Source organism: Kaistia granuli DSM 23481 (assembly GCF_000380505.1).
GTDB classification, from domain to species: Bacteria; Pseudomonadota; Alphaproteobacteria; order Rhizobiales; family Kaistiaceae; genus Kaistia; species Kaistia granuli.
The window spans coordinates 78,964-95,564 of the sequence record NZ_AQYH01000018.1 but is presented as its reverse complement, the minus strand read 5'-3'; the positions used below and the strand labels follow the sequence as shown (position 1 = coordinate 95,564).

Annotated in this window: 13 protein-coding genes; 5 read left to right on the top strand and 8 right to left on the bottom strand. The window is 65.9% G+C overall.

Annotated elements, in window-relative coordinates:
• The first annotated feature begins 18 nt into the window (after positions 1-18).
• Together G342_RS25460 and G342_RS0120305 are read left to right on the top strand one after the other, a co-directional pair.
• Complete coding sequence (locus G342_RS25460) at positions 19-3,258, top strand: DUF6519 domain-containing protein (RefSeq protein WP_018185009.1); 3,240 nt, start codon at positions 19-21, stop codon at positions 3,256-3,258.
• A 20-nt stretch (positions 3,259-3,278) separates the two neighbouring features.
• Positions 3,279-3,644, top strand: coding sequence for a hypothetical protein (locus tag G342_RS0120305; protein WP_018185008.1), 366 nt, complete (start codon positions 3,279-3,281; stop codon positions 3,642-3,644).
• Between the two features lie 139 nt (positions 3,645-3,783).
• Here G342_RS0120305 and G342_RS0120300 read toward each other — a convergent pair whose 3' ends face one another.
• The 6 genes from G342_RS0120300 to guaB all read right to left on the bottom strand — a co-directional run bounded on the left by G342_RS0120300 (position 3,784) and on the right by guaB (position 9,991).
• Positions 3,784-4,146: a YciI family protein gene (locus tag G342_RS0120300; RefSeq protein ID WP_026304645.1), complete on the bottom strand. Its 363-nt coding sequence runs from the start codon at positions 4,144-4,146 to the stop codon at positions 3,784-3,786.
• A gap of 194 nt (positions 4,147-4,340) precedes the next feature.
• Positions 4,341-5,903, bottom strand: a complete 1,563-nt coding sequence (gene guaA, locus G342_RS0120295; RefSeq protein WP_018185006.1) for a glutamine-hydrolyzing GMP synthase — start codon at positions 5,901-5,903, stop codon at positions 4,341-4,343.
• 138 nt (positions 5,904-6,041) lie between these two features.
• Entirely contained in the window at positions 6,042-6,527 is a 486-nt protein-coding gene (locus tag G342_RS26330; RefSeq protein ID WP_018185005.1) for a hypothetical protein, read from the bottom strand.
• 112 nt (positions 6,528-6,639) lie between these two features.
• Positions 6,640-7,953, bottom strand: a complete 1,314-nt coding sequence (locus G342_RS0120285; protein ID WP_018185004.1) for an RsmB/NOP family class I SAM-dependent RNA methyltransferase — start codon at positions 7,951-7,953, stop codon at positions 6,640-6,642.
• A gap of 11 nt (positions 7,954-7,964) precedes the next feature.
• The gene (locus G342_RS0120280; RefSeq protein WP_018185003.1) at positions 7,965-8,372 is read right to left on the bottom strand and encodes an MAPEG family protein; all 408 of its coding nucleotides are present in this window, start codon (positions 8,370-8,372) and stop codon (positions 7,965-7,967) included.
• 128 nt (positions 8,373-8,500) lie between these two features.
• Positions 8,501-9,991, bottom strand: a complete 1,491-nt coding sequence (guaB, locus tag G342_RS0120275) for an IMP dehydrogenase (RefSeq protein ID WP_018185002.1) — start codon at positions 9,989-9,991, stop codon at positions 8,501-8,503.
• A 287-nt stretch (positions 9,992-10,278) separates the two neighbouring features.
• Between guaB and G342_RS0120270 the strand changes: the two genes are divergently transcribed.
• Together G342_RS0120270 and G342_RS0120265 are read left to right on the top strand one after the other, a co-directional pair.
• Positions 10,279-11,262 carry an ATP-grasp fold amidoligase family protein gene (locus G342_RS0120270; RefSeq protein ID WP_083931298.1) on the top strand — a complete coding sequence of 328 codons (984 nt, stop codon included), beginning with the start codon at positions 10,279-10,281 and terminating at the stop codon, positions 11,260-11,262.
• Positions 11,263-11,335: 73 nt separating this feature from the next.
• Positions 11,336-12,784 (top strand): MFS transporter, encoded by a 1,449-nt coding sequence (locus tag G342_RS0120265; RefSeq protein ID WP_018185000.1) that lies wholly within the window; start codon positions 11,336-11,338, stop codon positions 12,782-12,784.
• A 64-nt stretch (positions 12,785-12,848) separates the two neighbouring features.
• Here G342_RS0120265 and G342_RS24785 read toward each other — a convergent pair whose 3' ends face one another.
• Positions 12,849-13,601, bottom strand: coding sequence for an RlmE family RNA methyltransferase (locus G342_RS24785; RefSeq protein ID WP_018184999.1), 753 nt, complete (start codon positions 13,599-13,601; stop codon positions 12,849-12,851).
• Entirely contained in the window at positions 13,598-15,028 is a 1,431-nt protein-coding gene (locus tag G342_RS0120255) for a Ppx/GppA phosphatase family protein (protein ID WP_018184998.1), read from the bottom strand. Before G342_RS0120255 ends, G342_RS24785 begins: the two co-directional genes overlap by 4 nt.
• 366 nt (positions 15,029-15,394) lie before the next feature.
• On the opposite strand from G342_RS0120255, the gene G342_RS26325 reads away from it, so the two are divergent.
• Positions 15,395-16,432 carry a transglycosylase SLT domain-containing protein gene (locus G342_RS26325; RefSeq protein WP_245557311.1) on the top strand — a complete coding sequence of 346 codons (1,038 nt, stop codon included), beginning with the start codon at positions 15,395-15,397 and terminating at the stop codon, positions 16,430-16,432.
• The last annotated feature ends 169 nt before the right edge of the window (positions 16,433-16,601 follow it).

The window sequence follows — 16,601 nt, the reverse complement described above, 5'->3', positions numbered from 1 at the left end:
GAACAACGGGGTACCTAGATGAGCGGAGACTATACGCGATTCACGCACGACCCGCTGAAGCGGCGCAGCGGCGTGCTGATGCAGCAGGGCCGCGTTCAGCTGGATTCCGACTGGAACGAGTTCGTCGCCATCGCCAAGCGCCGGCAACGACTGCAGTCGCTCGACACGTTCGGCCCCTATGGCGTGCCCTACCAGACGACGCCGGACGCCTTCCTGATCGGTTGGCTCGGCGGGCCGACCCCGAACCTCAGCATCGAGCCAGGCCGGCTCTATGTGGAAGGCAATCTCGTCGAACATTTCGAGACCGAGACCGCCAGCTACCTCGCCCAGCCCTTCTATCCCGCCCCGCCGCCGCTGCCGGCAAGCGACGCGGTCGTGTTCCTCGATATCTGGGAGCGTGAAATCACCTATGTCGAGGATGCCTCGCTGCTGGACGTCGCGCTCGGCGGTGCCGATACCACGACGAGGACCCAGACGGTCTGGCAGGTTCGGGTCGACGCCCGCGACGCGGCGGCCTGCGGCATGGATGTCGGCGAGGCGCCTTCCGCCGGCCTTCTGTCAACCGCCGCGATCCTTTCGCCCGCGCCAAGCGATCCCTGCCTGCTGCCGCCGATCGCCGGCTATCGCGGGCTGGAGAACCGGCTGTACCGGGTGGAGATCCACGACCCGGGCGGACTGGGCGTCGCGCGGTTCAAGTGGTCGCGTGACAATGGTTCGGTGGTCTCGGTGGTGCGCGCACTGGCCGTCGCTGGCGGTCAGACGACACTGACGGTCAACCGCATCGGTCGCGATCCCGTGCTGCGCTTTCGCATCGACGACTGGGTCACCATCACCGACGACCACCGCGAATTGATGGGGGAGCCCGGCCAGATGGCGCGGGTCATCGACATCAACGAGACCCGCAATGAAATCGTGCTCGACCGCGCCCTGCCATCCCCCGGCGGCCGCGCCTTCGGCGCCAGTCCGACAGAACTGGTCGCCCGCCACACCCGTATCCAGCGCTGGGACCAGACCGCCGCCACCAACACGGTCGACGCCGACGGGCTGATCTCGACGGGCCCCGGCCCGATCGAGCTGGAGGACGGCATCGAGGTGAGCTTCGATCTGATGCCGGCAGGCGGCGGCTTCCGAACGTTCGACCATTGGGTGTTCGCCGCCCGCGTCGCCGATGCCTCGGTGGAAACGCTGGTCAAGGCGCCACCGCGCGATATCCGCCACCACTACGTCCAGCTCGCGGCCATCACGGCCGGCGCGCCGCCGGTGGTATCGGACTGCCGGCCGCAACCGCCCGCCGAAGACGGCGGCGACGAGGAATGTTGTTGCAGCATAACGGTTTCCGTCGGAGAGAGCATCCAGGACGCGATCGACGCGCTGCCGCCGGAGGGCGGTTGCGTCTGCCTAAAGGCCGGCGTCCACAAGCCGCGTGATACGATCCGCATCCGCCGGCCCAATGTGAAACTGACAGGCGAGAGCCCCGGCACCATCGTCGCGCTGACCAACGGGCAATCGGTGCTGCGGATCGAGCGGAGCATTGCGATCCGCGTCGAGACGATCGCCTTTCGCGCCAGTATCGAGTCCGGCGAAGGCGTGGTTTCGCTGGCCGGCTGCGATGATGTCGCCTTCCTCGATTGCAGCATGGAGAACCGCGATTCCCGTCGTGTTGTCGGCATCGAGGTGCTGCGGACGGACCGGCTGCGCGTGGAGCGCTCGACCATCCGCATGGTCGAGGTCGGGATTCGCATGCAAGGCTATTGCGAATGCCCGATCTTCGCCGACAATCTGATCGCGCCCGGCGGCGAGGATCGCCGCGTGCGGCCGGTCGGCATCTTGTCGGAAGGATCGAGCGCCCCGCTCACCATCTCTGGCAACCGCATCGGATTCTGCGCCTTCGGCGTCGTCATCAACGACACCCACGCGACCGACGCCCCCTCATCGGCCGCCGAGGGATCAGCGGTGATCGACAACATTTTCGTCATGACGCAATACGAGCGAGAGGACGCGAACCGCCTGTACGCGATCGACGTCGCGGCACCACGAGCCACGATCACGGGAAACCGGATCTGGCTCCATTCTGCCATCAATGTCGGCATCCGCGCCGCCGGCTCTCAATCCGTCGTCACCGGCAATGTCATAACCTCGAAGCCGGATGACTCCGTCGCCGTCAGCATGCCGATCGGCATCCAGATCGGCTATGAGGCCGAAAAGAACGGGGTCCCCACGATCGAGGTCATCGTCGCCGACAACCGCATGGAGGGTGCGATGAACGGTGTGATCGCGACGTTCGCGCGTGGCCTCACCATTCGGGACAACGCACTGGTCGGGACGCGCGAGGGCACCGCCTTCGGCATTTTTCTGACCAAGTGCCAGGAAACCCTCGTCAGCGGCAATCGCGTGTCGGGCGTCTCCGGCGGGCTCTTCAGCTTGTCGGGGCGTGCTTGCCGCTTCAGCGAGAATGACGTCTCCTCCGTGAAGGCTGGGCTGGCACTCGCCGGAGAAACCGGAGCCTCGATCACGGGCAACCGCATCAGCGACACGACGCTCGTCGGCATGCAGGGCTCCACGCTCATCGGACGAACCGACATCGTCCAGAACCGCTTCACCCATTGCGCCTATGAGGCCGAGCGCGCGGTCGGGATTGGCGTCAAAATGGTTGCCGGCGAACTGCATGTCGAGGCCAACGAGGTGACCAATACCGGCATGACACCTGACAACAAGGTGCAGGCCCCGCAGGCAATAGGCATCTTCGGCACCTATGTCCTCGAGGCGCGCATCGAGAGCAATCTCGTCACCCACACGGATATACGCGAGCGCGACCGCGAGCGGGAAGATCGCGCGTTGCTGCTGGGCGGCGCCTTTGACGGGCCCGACCCGGAAGTCGACGGGCGGGCGCGATTGGGCTTTCCGGTCCAGATCCTCTCCAACAAGTTCTACGGCACCGGCCGCACCGCCCTGGTAGAATTGACGCAGGAGCCCACTCAGGATGAACGAGTCTGGTCGCGCTTTGACCGGGTATTCTTCCACGGCAATTATTGCAGCCACGTGATCGCTGAGAGGTTCGATGAACGTCAGGCGACCGTCGTTCTGGTCGGCAATGCCGCGACCGTCAGCGGCAATCAGATCAAGGCGATGCCCGGCCGAATCGCGTCGGTCAATTTCAACAGCATGCCGGGCCCGTTCATCGGCAATGTCACAGCCGGCGGCAGCATCAATCATGTCGATTTCCCGACGCCCGAAGGCGATTTCAACCAGATCATGTGACGGGAAGGCACAGGTGGATCATGAGCATCGACGACATCCTGAACGAGCAGCGCAAATGGCTAAATGAAGCAGCCGGACGCTTGGCGAAGCCAGATCGGCCAGAAGATATCCTCGCCATGCCGCTCGCCTTTCGCAAAGAGCGGGTCGGCGAGATCGACGCGCGCGTCAAGCAACTGGAAGCGCAGAAGCAGGAGATGATCCAGCGCTACGACGCGGCGATAGCGGCCGAGCGCGCCGAAATGGAGCAGCTCGCCCGCGACATCGACTGGGACAAGGGCGGGCCCGTGCCTGCCGCCGGCACCGCGACGACGGACGTCCCGCCGACCACGACCGAACCCAAAATCCGGCAAAGGGCCAGGACCAGGCCGGCCGGCGGCAGCGGTTGAGAGAAGCAGCAACGGAGTGCCGATCGTCGAACTTCGAATGCTCCCTCCGACCGAGTGACTTCTCCCAAGAGAGACAACTCCCCCTTGCGGCCGACAACTGTTCCCGGCCGCGACGGCAGGCCAGGATGTCCGGTGCCCATCACGGCTGCAGATCGGACATCTCGTAGAGCGGCCGGATTTCGATTTCGCTCGGGCCCGGCATGGGATTGGGGCAGCGCTTCACCCACGCGACCGCTTCGTCCATGTCCTTGACTTCCCAAAGCCAGAAGCCAGCGACGAGTTCTCGGGTCTCGGCGAAGGGGCCGTCGATGACTGTACGGCCAGCTCCATCGAACCCCACACGCTTGGCCCGCGAGGTAGGCTTGAGCCCGTCGGCCGCGCGCAGGATGCCGGCCTCGGCGAGTTCGTCGTTGAACTTGCCCATCGCTTCGAGCAGCTCCGTCGTCGGGAGCATGCCCTTTTCGCTGTCGTCCGTCGCCTTCACCAAAACCATCACGCGCATCATTTGCCTCCTGGTTCGCGCCGCCTCATCAGGCTGGCATGAATGCGACGAACGGGGAGCCAGAAAATCGACATCACCCCCCAACTATACCGGACGGGCGAAGCGCAGACGAACGCGTCAGAACCAGTGGTGCGATAGACTGCAAGGGTCGCGTGGTTGGCCGCGGCGCCAGCTTTAACGACGCCGCCGCGTCGTCACTCCCACTCGATCGTACCGGGGGGTTTGCTCGTTACGTCATAGACGACGCGGTTGACGCCCTTGACCTCGTTAATGATCCGGGTCGCGGCCCGGCCAAGGAAGTTCATGTCATAGGGGAAGAAGTCTGCCGTCATGCCGTCGACCGAGGTGACGGCGCGCAGCGCCAGCACCGAGTCATAGGTGCGGCCATCGCCCATGACCCCGACCGTCTGCACCGGCAGCAGCACCGCGAAGGCTTGCCAGATCGTGTCGTAGAGGCCTGCTTTGCGGATCTCGTCGAGATAGATCGCGTCGGCCTTGCGCAGGATATCGAGCTTCTCGCGCGTCACGCCGCCCGGCAGGCGGATGGCGAGGCCGGGGCCCGGGAACGGATGGCGGCCAACGAAGCTATCGGGAAGGCCGAGTTCGCGGCCGAGCGCGCGGACCTCGTCCTTGAACAGTTCACGCAGCGGCTCGACCAGCTTCATGTTCATGCGGGCCGGCAGACCGCCGACGTTGTGGTGCGACTTGATCGTCACCGACGGGCCGCCCGAGAAAGAAACGCTCTCGATCACGTCCGGATAGAGCGTGCCCTGGGCGAGGAACTCCGGCGCGCCCTTGCCGTCGCTCGCGATCTTCTTCGCCTCGGCGTCGAACACGTCGATGAACAGGCCACCGATGATCTTGCGCTTCGTCTCGGGGTCGGAGACGCCCTCGAGTTTGCCGATGAAGAGATCGGACGCGTCGACGCTGATCAGCGGAATGTTGAAGTGCTCGCGGAACAGCGAGACGACCTGGTCGCCTTCATGCTGGCGCATCAGGCCGTGATCGACGAAGACGCAGGTCAGCTGGTCGCCGATCGCCTCATGGATCAGCACGGCCGCGACGGCCGAGTCGACGCCACCGGAAAGAGCGCACAGCACCCTGCCCTTGCCGACCTGCTTGCGGATCTTGTCGATCATCTGCTCGCGATAGGCCGACATCGTCCAGTCGGACTGAAGGCCGACGATCTTGTGGGCGAAGTTCGACAGCAGCTTGGCGCCGTCCGGCGTGTGGACGACCTCGGGATGGAACATCGTCGTGTAGTAGCGACGATCCTCGTTCACCGCGATGGCGAAGGGCGCGTTCTCCGACGTGCCGACCACCTTGAAGCCGGGCGGCAGTTCGGTGACGCGGTCGCCATGGCTCATCCAGACCGGATAGCGCTGGCCGACCTCCCAGAAACCCTCGAACAGCGGGCTCGCATCCTTGATCTCGACTTCGGCGCGGCCGAACTCGGCGGCGTGGCCGCCCTCGACCTTGCCGCCCTGCTGCAGCGCCAGCGTCTGCTGGCCGTAGCAGATGGCGAGGATCGGCACGCCGGAATCAAAGACGGACTGCGGCGCGCGCGGGCTGTTGGCGTCGGTGACCGAGGCCGGACCACCGGAGAAGATCACGCCTTTCGGCTGCAGCTTCTCGAATGCGGCGGCTGCATTCTGGAACGGATGGATCTCGCAATAGACGCCGGCTTCGCGGAGGCGACGCGCGATCAGCTGCGTTACCTGCGATCCAAAATCGATAATGAGAATGCTGTCGGTCATGGAAGCGGCCCGGCGTCTGAGGGGAATGGCCCCTCGGTTAAGCGATTGCGCCGCAAACTGCAATCGCGGAGCTGCCGATCTCCGCATGCATAGGTCAAGAAAACGGCCCGCTCCGGTGGGAGCGGGCCGCCATTTCGATCAGGGCGCTGCCGTCTCGGGCGTGTCGGAAGCCGGAGCCTCAGCCGCCGGCGCAGCCGGTTCGGGAGCCTCGGCGGCCGGAGCCGGCGCCGCAGGCGTCTCGGCGGCGGGAGCCGGTGCCGCGGGAGCCTCGGCCGCAGGCGCCGGAGCGACAGGCGCTGCCGGTGCGGTTTCCGCGGCCGGAGCGGGAGCCTCGACGGCAGGCGCTGCTGCCGGCGGCTCGACGGCTGCCGGAGCCGGCTCGACGACGGGTGCCGGCGCAGGGGCCCAGAACGCGAACTCGGCGCAACCCTCGGGCGCCGTCTTGGCGTCGGCGAAACGTTCCTTCAGCTTCTTGCACGCAAATTCACGCGCCGCTGTCGGCATGTACTTGTTGATCTCGACGCCGAGCGGGTCGCTCGGATTGCCGGCGGCGAACACGTAGTAGGCCCAGTATCCGGCGAACACCACGATCAGAATGGCGATGAGCCTGAGCAACCTGCGCATAAGATTTGACCTCCTAGTCGGGGGAACCCCGGGGCGGCCCTTCTATCGGCGCATCCGCACCGTGTCGAGGCAGGCCGCCCGCCAGCAGGCAAAGGCGCACAGATGAATGCAATCAGGCGCTTCGTATCAGCACCGAGACGAAGAATCCGTCCGTTCCGCTGGTCAGCGGCGTCATCAGCAGGCCGTTTTCGAGCAACCTGACAGTGGGACCGAGGATGTTCATTGATTCCTGTTCATAGGCCTCGACCACCGCCTGCGGCGGCACCACCGAGAAGCCCGGATGCGCCGCCAGGAACGCGTTGATCTGGTCGGAGTTCTCTTCCTCCAGCACCGAGCAGGTGATGTAGGCCAACCGGCCGCCCGGCTTCACGTAGCGGCTCGCCGCCTGGAGAACCAGCGCCTGGTCCTTGTTGCGCTCGGCCAGGCTGCCGGGACGGATGCGCCACTTGGCGTCCGGATTGCGGCGCCAGGTCCCGGTGCCGGTGCAGGGCGCATCGACAAGGACCAGATCCATCCGGTGTTCAAGATCGTCGAGCACATCGCTATTCGGCCGCGGCGTGCGGACCTGGACGTTGCGGACACCGGCCCGGGTCAGGCGGTCGTGGATGGGCGCCAGACGGCGCCGGTCCGCATCATGGGCGAAGATCTGGCCGTGATTCTGCATCGCGGCCGCCAACGCCAGCGTCTTGCCGCCACCGCCGGCGCAGAGATCAAGCACCTGCTGGCCCGGACGCGCTCCGGCGAATTCCGCCGCCAGCTGGCTGCCGAGATCCTGGATCTCGATCTGGCCTTTCAGGAAAGGCTCGGTCGAGGCGATGTGCGGCTCGCCCCGCTCGGGCTCGAGCGGCAGGCGCAGGCAGAGCGTCGAGAGCGCCGGGCGCTCCGGCGCGCGGCCGATCGCGGCCGTCAGTTCGGAAGCTGCGTGATCCGGCTCGGCCTTCAGCGTGTTGACGCGCAGATCGAGCGGCGCCGGCGTCGCCAATGCCTGCATTTCGGCAACGACATCGTCGCCGAAGACCCGGGCAAGGTTGGGGGCGATCCACTCCGGGTAATCGCCGCGCACATAGTCCGGAGCCGTGGCGAGGCGCTCGACGCTCAACGTCGCGCGCTCGTCTTCCGTCAGCGGAGCCGGCGCGAAGCGATCGCCCGAAAACAGCTTCTCGATCGCGGCGATGTCGAGGCCACGGTGAAAATGAAACAAGCCGAGCATGATGGAGCGGCCGTCATCGCCGCCGGCCACCGCTGCGGACGAGTTCTTGTGGCGGAGCGCGTCGAAGACGAGATCGCCGATGGCGCGCCGGTCCTTCGAACCGGCGAAGCGGTGCGCGAGACCCCAATCCTTCAGGGCGTCGGGCGCCGGGCGGCGGCGGGTTGCGATATCATCGAGGACCTCGATGGCGGCGGAGATGCGTGCGGCTGGGATCATGGTCCGGGCTTCTAGAGGATACGAACGGCGAGGTCGAGCCAGAGGAAGAAGACGAGCACGAATCCGACAAGAAAGCTGACATGACGCAGCATCAGCAGGCCCCGAAGCGATGCCAGGGTGTGGAGCAGGCGCGACGCGACGAAGAGCCACGCGACGACCACCTCGAGAACAGAGGTGCCGTTGATGCCGAACAGGAAGCCGATCACGACAAGGAAGAGTATCGGCAGCTCGAACTGGTTGGCGAGATGGCGACGAGCGTCGGCCGACGCACGCGGCTCGTCGCCGCCCGGCGGAAAATCGGTGTTCGGCACGGCGCCGCTGCCGAGCGCCCGCTGCCGGGTAACGCTGAGCCAGAGATAGACGCAGGCAATCAGGACGAATTGCGCGATCGCCGGCCACAGAATGACGGTCTTCAGCATGGAGCCCCCGATATGTGTTCCGGTGCAAGACAGAATCCGGGCGCACCCGGCAGGGCGCAAACAAGACAGAGGGGCAGAAGGTTCCGACCCCTGCCCCTCTTCGATTGCGTCAGCACACCAAGGTGCGATCAGCCGATGCCGGGATAGTTCGGGCTCTCGCGGGTGATCGTCACATCATGGGTGTGGCTCTCGCGCAGGCCGGCCGTCGAAATGCGGACAAAGCGTGCCTTCTCGCGGAACGCCTCGAGGTTCTCGGCGCCGACATAGCCCATGGCGGCGCGAAGACCGCCGGAGAGCTGATGCAGCACACCGCTGACCGGGCCCTTGAACGGAACCTGACCTTCGACGCCCTCCGGCACCAGCTTCAGCGTATCGCGCACCTCGGCCTGGAAGTAACGATCGGCCGAGCCACGCGCCATCGCACCGACCGAGCCCATGCCGCGATAGGCTTTGAACGAACGGCCCTGGTGCAGGTAGACCTCGCCAGGGCTCTCTTCCGTGCCGGCCAGCAGCGAGCCGATCATGGCGCAGCTGGCGCCGGCGGCCAGCGCCTTGGCAAGATCACCGGAATATTTGATGCCGCCATCGGCGATCACCGGTACGCCGGCCTTGTCGGCGGCCGAGACGGCTTCCATGATCGCGGTCAGCTGCGGGACGCCGACGCCGGCGACCACGCGGGTCGTGCAGATGGAGCCGGGGCCGATGCCGATCTTGACGGCGTCCGCGCCCGCATCGATCAGCGCCTGGGCGCCCTCGGCGGTGGCAACATTGCCGGCCATGATCTGCACGCGATTCGACAACTTCTTCACCAGCTCGACGGCGTCGAGGACGCGCTGCGAATGGCCGTGCGCCGTGTCGACGACGATCAAATCGACGCCGGCATCGATCAGGCGCTCGGTCCGCTCGATGCCGTTGTCGCCGACCGTGGTGGCGGCGGCGACACGCAGGCGACCCTGCTCGTCCTTGGCTGCGTTCGGATTGAGCTGCGTCTTCTCCATGTCCTTGACGGTGATCAGGCCGATGCAGCGATAGGACTTGTCGACGACGACGAGCTTCTCGATCCGGTGCTGGTGCAGGAGCCGGCGGGCCTCTTCCTGGCTGACGCCCTCCTTGACCGTGATCAGACCCTCGCGGGTCATCAGCTCGTAGACCTTCTGGTTCGGGTTCGAGGCGAAGCGCACGTCGCGGTTGGTCAGGATGCCGACCAGCCGGCCGGGATTGCCGCCGCCCTCGACGACAGGGATGCCGGAGATCCGGTGCGCCTTCATCAGCGCCAGTGCATCGGCCAGCGTCGCGTCCGGCTCGATGGTGACCGGGTTCACGACCATGCCCGATTCGAACTTCTTCACCTGCCGGACCTCTTCGGCCTGCTGCTCGGGCGACAAGTTCCGGTGAATGACGCCAAGACCGCCGGCCTGCGCCATGGCGATGGCGAGCCGTGCTTCGGTGACAGTGTCCATCGCCGAGGAGATGATCGGGATGTTGAGCTCGATCTCGCGTGTTAGCCGCGTGCGGATGTCGACTTCGCCCGGCATGACCAGCGAATGGCCCGGCTGCAACAGCACGTCGTCGAACGTGAGGGCCTCGCGTCCGGTCGACAATTCTACGATCTGGGCCATGGCCAACGCTCCGAATGCAAAAGACCAGCCGTGGGACCAAAGGGTCACCGGCGGATCGAGGTTTCAGCGAATAGAGTTGGCGGTGGTCTCTATCACGGAGTAGCCGGCGGAGGAAAGGCTCGCGGCGTCCAAAAGTGAATCCGCATGGCGAAAGCTCGCCCAGCGCCCCAACGCCGGCATACATCGATCTCCCCTACAGCTTCAGGTTGGTATTGGACGGAGAATCATGGAGAAGCACATGTCACGGGGGACGTTTCGAGCCGCCGGCTGGCACGGTGATACATCGAATGGTTAACTTACTTGATTTGACGGGCAAGCGTGGCCAGGCGCGGCCTCGCCGGCGTATCAGGCTCTCGAAAGCCGCGTTCAAGCGCGCACTGTCGCGGGCGCCGCTGATCGGCAACAGGCTCAACCGAGCCAAGGTTGTGCAGCGCTGCGAAGCGTTCCTGGGCGAGCCGTTAGCCATGGATCCGCCCGCGGGCTTCAATGCACTGATCGTCCATCGCCTGATTTACGATCGCGACCCGATGTTGAAGCGCATCTGCGACAAGATCGCGGTGCGCGGCGTCATCCGCGAGCGGCTTGGCGAAGACTATGTTACGCCGATAATCGGGTTTTGGGATAGTCCAGATGAAATCCCGTGGCATGCGCTGCCGGACCGTTTCGTCCTCAAGCCCAGCCACACTTCGGGGCCCTTCGCGATTATCCACGACAAGTCCAGCTGCGATTTCAAAGCCCTCACCGAAGAAGCGCAGGAGTGGCTTCAGCACGACTACTTCGACCTCTCGCCAGAGTGGGGCTATCGGGGCATCCCGCGCCGGGTGCTCGCCGAGCCGCTTCTGATCGGCCCGGATGGCGGTGGCGTGCCGGAAGCCAACGTCATGACCTTCCATGGCCAGACGGTGGCGATCCGGATCTACACGGGCGCCAAGCACTCGCCGGACCGGCTCGACAATTGGTTCGACGTCCATGGCGCCCGCCTGCCGTTCCACTCCCTGAAATACCGCCCCGGTGATTTTGTCCTGGCGCCTGAGATGGCGCGCCGGTTGGCCGCCGTCTCGGCAAAGGCCGCCGCCGGCTTCAGCCATATGCGCGTCGATATCTACCTCACCGACCAGGGGCTGCGGATCGGCGAGCTGACACCCTATCACGGCGCAGGGCAGACAAAGTGGAGCCATCCTGGCTGCGACAGGCTGTTCGGCCGCCTCTGGCAAGACCCGGCGCTGTTCGGCTCGATCCGCGACATGGGCGTGGCCATCACGGAAGCGTGAACTGGCGATCCCGCCTCGGAATCGCCCCGCGGTCGCTCTAAGGTAGGCATAGCATTGCCCGCCCAGAGGCCTCATGGCTCCGCATCGCCCTCCCGCCCGGATTCTACTCCCGCTGATCGTCGCCTGCGCGCTGTTCATGGAGAACCTCGATTCGACGGTGCTCTCGACGTCGCTTCCGGCGATCGCACGGGATTTCGGCGTCAGCCCGATCGATCTCAAGCTGGCGCTGACCTCCTATCTGCTCACCATCGCCATCTTCATTCCCGCCTCCGGATGGATCGCGGACCGGTTCGGCGCGCGGTCGGTGTTTCGGCTCGCCATTGCGCTCTTCACGATCGGCTCGATCTGCTGCGGCCTGTCCAGTTCGATCCCCGAGATCGTTGCCTCGCGGGTTCTGCAAGGGATCGGCGGCGCGATGATGGTGCCGGTCGGGCGACTGGTGATCCTGAAGTCCGTGTCGAAGAGCGAACTGGTCGGCGCCCTCGCCTGGCTGACGGTACCGGCGCTGATCGGCCCGGTGGTCGGCCCCGTGGTCGGCGGCTTCATAACCACCTATTTCGACTGGCGCTGGATCTTTTGGATCAATGTGCCGATCGGCATTCTCGGCGTGACGCTGGCGACGCTGTTCATTCCCGATATTCGCGGCGAGGAGCGGGTTCGCTTCGATTTCATCGGTTTCCTGCTGACCGCCTTCGGCATAGCCGGCTTCATCACAGGTTCGACCTCGCTCGGTCTCAACCTGATGCCCTGGCCCTATGTGCTCGCCTGCCTGTTCGGCGGCGCTGCGCTGCTCATCACCTATTTCCTCTACAGCCGGCGCGTCGCCAACCCGATCCTCGACCTGTCGCTGTTCGCCATTCCGAGCTTTGCCGCCAGCGTCTTCGGCGGCATGCTGTTCCGGATCGGCATCGGCGCCCTGCCCTTCCTGCTGCCGCTCATGCTGCAGCTCGGTTACGGGCTATCGCCCTTCCAGTCGGGAACCATCACCTTCGTTTCGGCACTCGGCGCGATCGCGATGAAGTTCGTCGCGCCACCGCTGCTGCGCCGGTTCGGCTTCCGCCCGGTGCTGATCGCCAATTCATTCATCGCGGCGTTCTTCGTCGGCATTCCCGCCGCCTTCTCGATCGGCACGCCGATGCACCTGATCACCGGACTGCTGTTTATCGGCGGCTTCTTCCGGTCGCTGCAGTTCACCAGCGCCAACGCGCTGTCCTTCGCCGACGTGCCGCTGTCGAAGATGAGCCGGGCCACCAGCATGACCAGCGTCTTCCAGCAATTGTCGCTGTCGCTCGGTATCTCAACCGGCGCGATCTCGCTGCAACTGACAATGTCGGCGCATGGCGGCGAGCTCGGCCTCGCTGATTTTCATCCGGCCTTCATCGCCGTCGGCCTGATCGCCATGAGCTCGGTCATCTTCTTCCTCCGCATGCCGCGCGACGCGGGCGAGGAAATGTCAGGCCGGAAGCTCGTTACCAAGGAGTTGGCGCCTGACCCGGTCACCGCCATGCGAGAACGCGCCTGAAAAGGCGCGCTCGGCATTCATGCGATGAGACACGACCCGACGTGCTTGCCGGAGTGCGAGACGTCTAGGGGCGCCAGCCCTCGTCGACCGCATCGTCTTCCCTCGGGCCGCCGTCGGCATGCGCCTTGCGGCCCTTGAAGCCCTTGGCGAGCAGGAAGAGCTCGACTGAGCCTGCCCGGCTCGCCGGCGGCTTGATATGGTGCACGCTGGTGAAATGCTGCTTCAGCTGCGTCAGCACCGTCCCCTCGGCTCCGCCGCGGAACACCTTGGTCAGGAAGTGACCACCGGGCTTCAGAACGTTGATGGCGAAGTCGACGGCGACCTCGCAGAGGAAGATCGTCCTGAGATGGTCGGTCTTCTGGTGGCCTGTCGTCGGAGCCGCCATGTCGGACATGACGACATCGGCGCGTCCGCCCAAGGCCTCTTCGAGCATCGCGGGAGCGTCCTCGTCGAGAAAGTCCTTCTGGAACAGGATGACGCCCGGAAGCTCGTCCATTTCCAGATAGTCGATGGCGACGACGAGCTTCTTTTCGTCGGTGGAGCCAACGCGGTCGACGGCGACCTGCGACCAGCCGCCCGGCGCCGCGCCAAGGTCTACGACGCTCATGCCCGGCTGCAGGATCTTATGCTTGTCGTCGATCTCGATCAGCTTGTAAGCAGCGCGCGAGCGATAGCCCTCGCGCTTAGAGCGCGCGACATACGGATCGTTCAGCTGGCGCTCGAGCCAACGCTGCGACGACGCCGTCCGGCCGCGCGACGTCTTGACCCGAACGGTCAGCTCGCGTCCACCCGATCCCTTGCCCTTGGTTGCGCTCATGACGTGCGTCCCCCCTGTCGATGGGGCGCGCGTCGCCAGACGCCGTCCTCAGCCATCATTTCTACCAAAATTCCCTCACGCAGACCGCGATCAGCCACCCGCAGCCGCTGGCAAGGCCAGCGTCGGCGAATGGCTTCGAGAATCGCACAGCCCGCCAGCACCAGATCCGCCCTCTCCTTGCCGATGCAGGGATTGGCGATGCGGGCGGCGTAGTCCATGCCGGTCAGCGTGTTCATCATCAGATTGACCTCATCGGCCGTCATCCAGGTGCCGTCAACCCGGCGCCGATCATAACGCTCGAGGCCGAGATGGACACCCGCCAGCGTTGTCACGGTTCCGGACGTGCCGAGCATATGGAGATTGCCGGCCGCGACCGCCTGATCGAGGGCCACGGCTTCGGGGAAGGTGCGGAGCATGTCGGCCACTTCCGACACCATCGCCTCGAACACTTCAGCCGTCACCGTCTCCCCGCCATGGCGCTCGCTGAGCGTCACGACGCCGACCGGAAGCGACGCCCAGGTGCGAATGCGATCCGACATGCGACGGCGACGCCCCTCGGCGGGGCGCGTCAGGTCGATCCACACCAGCTCCGACGATCCGCCGCCGATATCGAACAGCAGCGCGCCGTTGGAATTGGGATCGATCAGCGATGCGCAGCCGGACACGGCGAGCCGGGCCTCGGTCTCGCGCGAGACGATTTCGAGCCCGAGGCCTGTTTCGCTACGCACCCGTTCGAGAAAGATCGCGCCGTTCTCAGCCGAGCGGCACGCTTCCGTCGCAATTAGGCGCGCTCGCAAGACCCCACGATCGGAAAGCTTGGAACGGCAGATGCGAAGCGCCTCGACGGCGCGGTCCATCGCCGCCTCGCCAAGCCGGCCACTGCGACCGACGCCTTCGCCGAGACGAACGATCCGCGAAAACGCATCGACGACGCGAAAGCCCCGTTCGCGCGGCTGCGCGATCAGCAGGCGGCAGTTGTTGGTACCGAGATCGAGCGCGGCATAGAGCGTCTCCTGCGGCGCCGCGAAATCGGCACGCTGGCGCTCGTCCTGGCGCGGCACGGCGCGGGCAATGGATTGCGGCTGCGGAATGTATCCATTGCGCGACGGGACGCTGGCCGGGCGCACCTGTCCGGGGCCCGGCTTGCCGCCCATGGCGATACCGCGCCCGTTCTGCGCGCGATCGACGGAGCCGGATCGGCTCTTTTCGGTCGCCTTCGCCTCGGCCGGTTTTTCGCCCGAGGCATAGACCGGCCGGCGCTTCTTGCGCCGCCTGCCCTTCTTCTTGCCGGGCAGTGCCTGTCCAGCGCCACGAGGGCCCTGGGCAGAACCGCCGGCGGTCCCGACATGATCCCGCGGCCCGGCCGCAGAATCAGTGGCGGGCGTCCTGGACTCCGCGATCAGCGGATCCTCGCCCGAAATTGTCACATCAAATCCTTCGGCTGCGCGGACACAGGGCAAAAGGGCCCGGCGCGCAGCTCATCGCGTGCCTTGTTGCCCCCAATGTAGCAGCAAGCGGCGACGGCACAAGCGTGCCGCTTTCAGAGGTCCTTGGCGCCAGCCGCGCGCACACGCCAAGGCGCCCTTGAAACGCCATTTTGACGGCGACAATGGTGGCCCGATGGAGCGGTTCGCGACCCTGCATGGCACGCATGCTGGACGCACGACTTGCCTCCTCGGCCGGCGCGTGAGAGTTTTATCGAACGATTAACCAGGCTCGGAGCCTCCTTGATCAGCCCCTCGCCCTTGATGCGCCGCGGTTCCGGTCGCATCACATCCGCATTCGCCGGACGGATGCGCAGCCTTCTGGTGCTGCTATTCTGCGTCCTGATCCCGGCGGCGGTGCTTGCCGACGATGGTCCGACGCAAGCCGAAATCGAAGCCCGCATCGCGCATTACGCCAAGGTCTACGGCATCCCGTTCGCGCTGCTGCGCAAGGTGGTGAAGACGGAGAGCACCTTCAATCCGGCGGCCCGCAACGGGCCCTATTGGGGGCTGATGCAGATCCGGCACGACACGGCGAAGGGCCTCGGCTATCGCGGTCCGGCCTCCGGCCTCCTCGACGCGGAAACCAATCTCATCTATGGCGGCGCCTATCTCGCCAACGCCTATATCGTCGCCGGCGGCAACGACCGGCGCGCACACAGCCTCTACAAGAGCGGCTACTACTACGAAGCCAAGCGCAAGCGCCTGCTCGCCAAGCTGATCAACGTTCCCATGGGCACCGCGCCGGTGATGGTCGCCGGCAGGACCGTCACCGAGCCGGCCGCGGCAGCCCCGGAAAGCGGCAAGCTGGTCGTCGCCAGCCTGGCCGCCAAGCCCGAAGCCGAGAAGCCCGCCATCGCCAAGCCGGCGACCGTCAGCGTCGAGCTGGACGCGCCCCCAGCGGAGGTGGCGAAGCCCGTCGTGGCCAAGGCCGAGATCGCCATGCCTCTTCTGCCGCGGCGACGGCCGGCGGCACTGGTCCAGCTCGCGGCTCTCGTCGAGCCGAAGCCCGCTCCGCCGCGCGGCCTTCTTTACGCAACTGCGCTGGTTCCGCCATCGAGGATGGCGCAATCGGTCAACGCCGACCAGATCATCGCTCAGCCGGAACTGGCGCTGGCCGGAACAGCCTCCACCTTTGCCAGCAACGCCACCTCCGCCGCGATCGCACTTCCCCGGGCGGCACCACGGCAGACCGCCACCTCCCCGCTGCCCACAGCCGTCCGCCTCGCCGCCACGCATGAGGGGTCCCTGTCGGATGCCCAGGCCTGCTGCCAGCAACCTTCAGCCGCGGGGGGTATCGCCGCGCCGCTTCCCCGCGCCCGCCCGGCATTGCCCGCTCACAACTGAGCGGCCTTTTCGCCAGCCCTCCCGCTTCCACCGCCGCGCCACCTGCCGTAGGGAATCCGGTGGCTTGACCGCCTGCGGACCCCATGCATAGCTGACGTTCTGCGCCTCGCGCGGAAGGACGCGGCATGGGGAGCAGCGGGCCATAGTTCCGATACCCGCCGTCAGGATG